Genomic DNA, 6,481 nt, shown 5'->3' on the forward strand with positions numbered 1-6,481 from the left:
TGAGCGAAACCCAAGGGCAGTTCGCCTCACAACTTTGGTACCGGAACCAGTCCAATATCTGTCTCTCGCGAACGTTGCCTGACCCTGATCTCAATTCGCCTCCTCGCCTTGACGTCGCCGGCCTGTGCGCCGTCGGTGAGCCGGTCGCCAGGCAATATCAACTGGCCGCCGGACATTGGCAGGATGGTGAAGCCTTTCAGTTCCGGCATATCGCGCAGGATGCCTGTGACGGAGATCGCTCGCGCTAATCCAAGCCCGGCATTGTCGGCAGGATGGAGTGTGCCAATGTCCATCTTGCGCGCCAGTACGGGCTGAAGGCCTCTGTCCATATTCGATGAGTCACCGGACATCGCCTGCTCGTCCGTGTGGCCAATCACCTCAATGACGTCCACACCATAGGAAGTTGCAATTCCAGCAATGGTCTTCGACATCTGCCGCAACTTCGTTTTGAAGCCACCGGAAAGCTCCGCACTTCCAGTATCGAAATTATAGCCATCGAGCTCGCTAAGACTGATGATCGGTGGCCAATCGTGTGGCTTGTCAGCAGAGGCCTCGTTCCTTGCCTTCTTCAGTGCGTCAGCAAGATCCTTGGACGTCTTGCCCGTGCCAACGTAGCCGAGCTCGCGCAGAACCTTCATCTTCTCGATCATGGCTTTGGCCTGATCAACGTCGACGTCGTTGTCAGAGAGGACTTTGGCGGCCGGCGCGCTTTTCACCGCTTCCTCAAGGGTCAGTCCCACTTTTTTGATTGCCTCTGCGGCCTCTTTGGCCCGGACCAATTCACGCCATTCTTGATCTGGTACATTGCGTCGACTTGCAGGCTTGACCATGGCATTCAGCTGAGCCAGCAACCGCTTGTTTTCCTCGTCAAGCTTGCGAGCGTTCTCATTGAGGGACTGCGCAATCTTCTGCGCTGCCGCAGCCTCTTTCTTTGTCTTGGCGATGAGCGCGCCTGCAGCAAGCAAAAGGCAGAAAACGAGAAGCAGCATCGTCTCAGCCATCGTCAGGCCGAGTATCAGGCCGCGGCCATAGCCCTTGCGCTCAAACGTAATGGCTGTTCCGCTAACCTCACTCACCTGCCCCACCAACTTGCTCTCTTTGGCGGTTCACCCTTCTCCACCTCCGCCGGACTGCTTAACGATCGGAAGGTGTCGCCCTCCGTGTCATCCGAAACCTTGATTGGCGTCTCCACAGGGGAGGCAACAGTGGAAGGTGCCGCCACTCGCTCGACATCGTTCGCTATCGCATTGCTCAGAGGCTGGGGAGTGCGCACGGCCGGGAGGCTATGTTGTGTAAGGGTTGCGACGAGGCCGCGTGTTTCATTGCTGTGTTTCTGCATCACAGCCATGAACTCCTCAGTCAAACGCTGCTGCGCTTGGACAGTTTCTGCGGTCTTTTCTGCGGCCGCTGCCGCTCTCTCCACTCCAGTCGCCACCTTGATCACTGCGTCGGCAAGACCGGTCATCCGCGTTTGCTGCTCTTGCGAGGCTGTTTCGGTTTTTATCGCATATTGTGCGACAGCATTACCCAGGAGCTTGACCATCGGCGCCAGATCGTTCTTCAGCACCTCATCAGGAACAACCACCTTTTCCAGCTTGGCAGCCATATTGTCGGCTTGATTACCGAGCTTTCCAACAGAGTTGGACATCGAGCTGTTGGCTTTATCCAGCAAATCCGCTGCAGCTCCAACGCGGTTCGCTATCGAAGCAAACTGGGTTTCGACTTGCCCGAAATTGTGCTGCAACGCGTCACTGAGCTTGGCAGACGCCTCTTGGACAGGCTTGATCGATTCCATGGCAATATTGTCCAGGGCAGATCGAATGTGCTCCCCATTGCGTGCCGCTTGCTCGGCAATCTCTGCAAAGCCCTCTTCGAGCATTTGATGGCTGACACGACGAAAGTCGGCGAACTCCCTGGTTACGCTTTCCATCTCGGCTCTTACACGCCGTGTCATGTCGGCAAGTTCGTGCCTCGCCGTTCGCTCAATGTCCGCGGGATCGCGCCGCATCTGATTGTAGAAAACCCTCAGAGCAATACCGGTGATCGTCGACGTGATCGCGATGCCAAAATTTTGGACGATCGTGTCGGTTGAGCCTTCCGTTCCAAACTGAAACAGCGAGACCCCAAGGCTCGTCAGGGTGAACAGGAAGCCCATATAGTAGAGGTTATCGCCGGTCTGCTCGTCGTGCAGTTGTAGCTTTCCAGCAAAGATCGAAACCCCGAGATAGAAAAACATCAGGCAGGCCGGTGCTACCGCCGCGACGATCGGATTTACGCCTGAGAGTTTTGCAATGGCGATGAATACACACCCGCCGAGTGTCAATGCCGCGAAAACCACGACCGGCAGACGTGGATGATCCAGCAAAGGTTTGTCGTGCGCTCTCGCCATCAGTTTAACCCATCCAAGCCAACCAGCTTTTCGAACTCGCCGTGATGGTTCTGGACCCAATGTGTCCAGAACTCCGCGTGATCCAGGGTCTGAAATGGCTTCTTTGCCCGATCGATATAAAGAATTGTGATGCCCACCCCATCCAGCGACGTCCCATATGTGCGGTCGGCGGCGCTGTTGAGGTATTTTTGGTAATCCAGTCCCGATCGGTACTGCGAGTAAATCGTCGTATGCTCGATCATGTCAGAGGCGACCACCAATCGCTTGGGACTGCCCTGTTTGGCCAAGCTGCTATCGAAGAGCGACAGCTTGATTTTCTGAATTCCAGCCATGATCGGAGATTGGCTCGCGGAAGCCGCATTCGGGATTTCATCGGGAAGTTTGTTCAAAGGATCGCCGAAGGCGTTTTCCCACTTCTTTTGACGCCGCGCAGGATTGTTGGTCCAACTATCGACGGTCGACCCATCACCGGGATTGCATCCATCGAACATCACCGTCAGCTCACCAGGCGCCGAGCTCAGGGTATAAATCCTCACATACCCACCCGGCTCGACCTGCCCAATGGTCTTTCGGAACTCGTTCTTGAGATCAGCCATCGTCGTTGCCGAAATTGGATCAGTGGCGTCGATGAGGACGGCGGTCAGGCTGGAGGGTCCGTCCAATGGGCAATTCGTGTTGGCGTCGATATGGCCATTGCCAGACCTGGTCCACATCCAGCCGAAGCCGGCCAACATCGCAACGGATAGCACACCAAGGGCAATGGCCGCGGCAATGGTACCCGCATTGCCTTTCTTGCGTCTGCGGGTTCGCCTAGACATTCACGCTGTCCGGGTGAAGCTTATCAAGATCTCGGTACTGCTCAATTCCCCGTTCGCATTCCTGACCAATCAGACGAACCTGCTCGTTGAGTTCCTCCTGCGCCTGGCGAATTGATGCGCCAACATCTCCCTCATTCCACTCCCGCTCGCCGGTGACGTATGGCTTGATGCGATCAAGTTTGTAGGGCGTTCCGAAATGCTTGGGCGCCGGCTCGGTCCTCGCCTGGATGTTGGCTTCCCGATACATCGACAAAAGCTGATTGCAGGCTCGCTCCAATTGGTCTTGATGCTGCGCAAAAAGAGCCAGAAGCCTCGATCGATGATCGACAATCGCGCGGTGCTCGCGCCGGCGACTACCAAGCTGCTTGACGATTTCCTCCACTTTTTCGTTGTGGTCGTCGCGGACATCCTGCAGCTCTTCGATCAGTTCCTTCTTTCGATCGATGTAGTCATCGCGCCGTCGAACGAGCCGATTTTCAACGCCAGTGTAGCCTGGGTAAGGGTCGAGCACGAACCAGCCGTCGATAAAAGCGAAAAGCGAAAACATCAGGCCGATCGCAAACAGCAACCAGGACTTGATGTCCGTGAGACCCGCTGGATTGGCGAGCATATTACGGATGACCTCAGCGCCGGCGCCGTCAGCGAGCGAGCCGCTGACCTCACGGTAGTGCGCTAGCGCCAAGTTTATCGAAATCGCCAAGCCGATATAGAAAAGGATTGAAATGATCCCAACGAATTTTACGAAAAACGACCGATGGGTGACGAGACGAGCGCAGAAAACCGCCAGGAGCAAAGCCGCCCCGATGTTGATGAAAGAGAATGCCGCAGCCTCAAGGATGCCACCAAAAAATCCCTGCTCATTGCCCTTGGCCAGGAAGTTGCCGTTCATCGCTGTCTCGACCAGAAACAGAAATAGCAGAAGCGATAGCCGGAAAATGTGAGCGGCACCGTGCTGCACACGCGCGGCACGAACGAGACCGTGCTTCTCCTTAAACCATGCATGCTCTTTTTCGGCGTCGTTCAGGGCCCTTCTCAGGCCGTGAAGTTCATCGAGGCCCACGGCGACCGAGGCTTTGAAGTCCGAAACGCTAGCGGCATTCGTCTGACGGATTAGACCGAATTGTTCCTCGAAATCGAGGCCGGCAAGACGACCTCCAAGGAGTTGCAGGTTGTCCTCAAGAGTGTGATGCGCAGCCTTCTTCTCATCCTCAACGCGTTCCACGATGGCATGTTCGACATCGTCGAGATTCTTTGCCGTTTTCGGGGGTTGGTTCACCTCGCCGCGCTGCTTTCCGCGGTTAATGACATCCAGGTCGCCGTCGATCTTGGCAGGGTCCAGGCTGTTGAATAGCTGAGTGCTCGCCCGAAAATCGTGGTTGGATTCTCGCAGTGAGTCACGCAACTTATTTAGTTTTTCGAATTTAGAGCCCACGCACTCACAACCCCAACTTTACGCCCCCCGGCAGAGTGGTTTCTATGCATAGTAGAGCTAAAGGGCAACCGCACATTCACTTCTATCCACTTGCTAGTGCGGATCAGGCTCAATTGAGTTCCAACAAATGATCATGGCTGCTGATCAACTGGTTGATCGGCCGCGACTAGTCATGTCATGAGCCGTGCTGCGATGCTCTAAGGACAGAGTGCTACGAGCGGGTTCGCGACTGGGAAATTATCCACAGTCGTATACGTGTACTGGATCTCACCGCCCAGGCGAACGAAGGCAGATAGTTCCTCCGCACGACAGACATAGTTTTTGGTCATTTCATCGATCTTCTGGACATAGACCGGCCGCGAGACGCCAGCAGCCAACAATTTGGCGTCTACTTCCGCATCGGTCTGAGCCCAGGTGGCGTTGAAAACGATCCTTGGCCCGATTGCGATGATGCTCCGAACGGAGATGTTCGAACTGATCAGCATGGGCAATGCTGGAGCCATTTCGGTTTGCATTTTTTTTGCGTAGGCGCAGACGTCGGTCTTGGTGTACTTCGAGAGGCATTCATTTGCCGTCGCCACCCTTGGCCATGTCAGCAGGATCGCCAACGGGACGTGCATCAATCGCAATCCATCCAAAGTATTCTCCTCGCCCGATCTTGGCCTGCACAGAGGAGCATCTATCCTATTTGTGTTCACAGTGCCACGAGCAGCTTGTGCCCGACCGGCAATAGTGCTCTGTCTGAAATACTTTGGGAGGGCAATAAAATGAAAACAACATTTCTCGCGGCTATGGCCGCTGCAATAATCGCTTGCGCGACCGGCGCGTTTGCACACAGTGGCGGCACTGATGCCAACGGTTGCCATACCAACCATAAGACCGGCGCGTATCACTGTCACTGAAGGTCACGCCTTTCTGAGGGACACAAACATGCTGAAGAACATCATGTCAGCTCCGCTGGGCCTCCTCTTCATGCTGGGCGGGCCGATCACCTACGTGATGAATGTCGTCGACACATGGCAGGGCCATGCATCAGTGGTCGTAAAAATCCTGATTAACTTGAGCCTGGATGCGATGTTGGCGTTCATTTGGCCGATCACTTGGGCAATCTGGCTTTTCAAATATATGGCGGGCGCCGAAACTCCACTAACAACCGTGCTGGGCGTTTGAGGATCAAGTTTGCTGAAAATAATGCTTTTCGACGCCGGCCGGAACGGTCCGGTTGGTCTGCATCTGTGTAGCTATTGCCTCGCTGCTGGCGGTAGCGCCATGGCCGTACGGCTATTACCAATTCCTCCGCGTGGTGGTCTTTTTCGCCGGGATCTACTGCGGAGCCATGGTGTGGCGATCAGGCCCTGAAAATCGCACCCTGGCTTGGGCGCTGTTTGGAGCGGCAGCGATCTTCAACCCGTTCATGCCGGTTCATTTGCCGCGCGAGCTGTGGGCAATCTTCAACGTCGCAGCGGCTACTCTGTTCGGCTTTGTCGCATACCGGCACCGGAATTAAGCCGATAATCTGAGATGGCCAAGAGTGGACCTGAGACGCCGAAGGTCAAGGCGCGCCCGAGGGTCACCGTGTCACAGCCGTTGGCGCTTTATGCGGGAGATCTCCTCGAGCGGACGAAGGAGTACTTCGAGGCTTTCAACCATCTAGGCTCGGAGTCGGAAAAGGCGCATCTTTTTGCCCGTTATTTTCTATTTTCGCATGCCCTAGATGTGGAGCTTCAACAGGTTGTCCTCGATCAGGGCGAGGCGACTGATAGGCGTTTTTGACTTTAGGCTGCCATGTGGACGATGCCAATTGTATCTGTGCAGCCAGACAGGCAGTTCGGCGGCACGATG

General features: G+C 55.4%; 8 protein-coding genes and 1 pseudogene. 3 read left to right on the plus strand and 6 right to left on the minus strand.

The window, feature by feature from the left end:
- Window positions 1-26: 26 nt before the first annotated feature.
- The 5 genes from EOA19_RS23845 to EOA19_RS23865 all read right to left on the minus strand — a co-directional run bounded on the left by EOA19_RS23845 (window position 27) and on the right by EOA19_RS23865 (window position 5,277).
- Window positions 27-1,085 (minus strand): hypothetical protein, encoded by a 1,059-nt coding sequence (locus EOA19_RS23845; protein WP_224571173.1) that lies wholly within the window; start codon window positions 1,083-1,085, stop codon window positions 27-29.
- Window positions 1,073-2,389 (minus strand): hypothetical protein, encoded by a 1,317-nt coding sequence (locus EOA19_RS23850; protein ID WP_063169428.1) that lies wholly within the window; start codon window positions 2,387-2,389, stop codon window positions 1,073-1,075. The genes EOA19_RS23845 and EOA19_RS23850 overlap by 13 nt, the downstream gene beginning before the upstream one ends.
- Window positions 2,389-3,207 carry a hypothetical protein gene (locus EOA19_RS23855; RefSeq protein ID WP_063169429.1) on the minus strand — a complete coding sequence of 273 codons (819 nt, stop codon included), beginning with the start codon at window positions 3,205-3,207 and terminating at the stop codon, window positions 2,389-2,391. Before EOA19_RS23855 ends, EOA19_RS23850 begins: the two co-directional genes overlap by 1 nt.
- Window positions 3,200-4,639, minus strand: a complete 1,440-nt coding sequence (locus EOA19_RS23860; RefSeq protein ID WP_063169430.1) for a hypothetical protein — start codon at window positions 4,637-4,639, stop codon at window positions 3,200-3,202. Before EOA19_RS23860 ends, EOA19_RS23855 begins: the two co-directional genes overlap by 8 nt.
- Before the next feature lie 197 nt (window positions 4,640-4,836).
- On the minus strand, window positions 4,837-5,277 hold the full coding sequence (locus EOA19_RS23865) for a hypothetical protein (RefSeq protein WP_126066778.1): 441 nt from the start codon (window positions 5,275-5,277) through the stop codon (window positions 4,837-4,839).
- 153 nt (window positions 5,278-5,430) lie between these two features.
- Between EOA19_RS23865 and EOA19_RS36545 the strand changes: the two genes are divergently transcribed.
- The 3 genes from EOA19_RS36545 to EOA19_RS23880 are packed head-to-tail and all read left to right on the plus strand — an operon-like array spanning window position 5,431 to window position 6,146.
- The gene (locus EOA19_RS36545; RefSeq protein ID WP_095770035.1) at window positions 5,431-5,541 is read left to right on the plus strand and encodes a YHYH domain-containing protein; all 111 of its coding nucleotides are present in this window, start codon (window positions 5,431-5,433) and stop codon (window positions 5,539-5,541) included.
- 28 nt (window positions 5,542-5,569) lie between these two features.
- On the plus strand, window positions 5,570-5,809 hold the full coding sequence (locus EOA19_RS23875) for a hypothetical protein (RefSeq protein WP_082826591.1): 240 nt from the start codon (window positions 5,570-5,572) through the stop codon (window positions 5,807-5,809).
- Between the two features lie 52 nt (window positions 5,810-5,861).
- Window positions 5,862-6,146 (plus strand): DUF6804 family protein, encoded by a 285-nt coding sequence (locus EOA19_RS23880; protein WP_063169433.1) that lies wholly within the window; start codon window positions 5,862-5,864, stop codon window positions 6,144-6,146.
- A 203-nt stretch (window positions 6,147-6,349) separates the two neighbouring features.
- Here EOA19_RS23880 and EOA19_RS23885 read toward each other — a convergent pair.
- A pseudogene (locus EOA19_RS23885) lies at window positions 6,350-6,481 on the minus strand (IS481 family transposase); the annotation flags it as partial.

It is taken from the genome of Mesorhizobium sp. M7A.F.Ca.US.010.02.1.1 (genome assembly GCF_004023085.1).
GTDB lineage: Bacteria > Pseudomonadota > Alphaproteobacteria > Rhizobiales > Rhizobiaceae > Mesorhizobium.

What these genes read in the sequence shown, in the direction of transcription:
- EOA19_RS23850 (WP_063169428.1), bottom strand. Translation starts at nt 2,389, where the DNA reads ATGGCGAGAGCGCACGACAAACCTTTGCTGGATCATCCACGTCTGCCG.
- EOA19_RS23855 (WP_063169429.1), bottom strand. Translation starts at nt 3,207, where the DNA reads ATGTCTAGGCGAACCCGCAGACGCAAGAAAGGCAATGCGGGTACCATT.
- EOA19_RS36545 (WP_095770035.1), top strand. Translation starts at nt 5,431, where the DNA reads ATGGCCGCTGCAATAATCGCTTGCGCGACCGGCGCGTTTGCACACAGT.
- EOA19_RS23875 (WP_082826591.1), top strand. Translation starts at nt 5,570, where the DNA reads ATGCTGAAGAACATCATGTCAGCTCCGCTGGGCCTCCTCTTCATGCTG.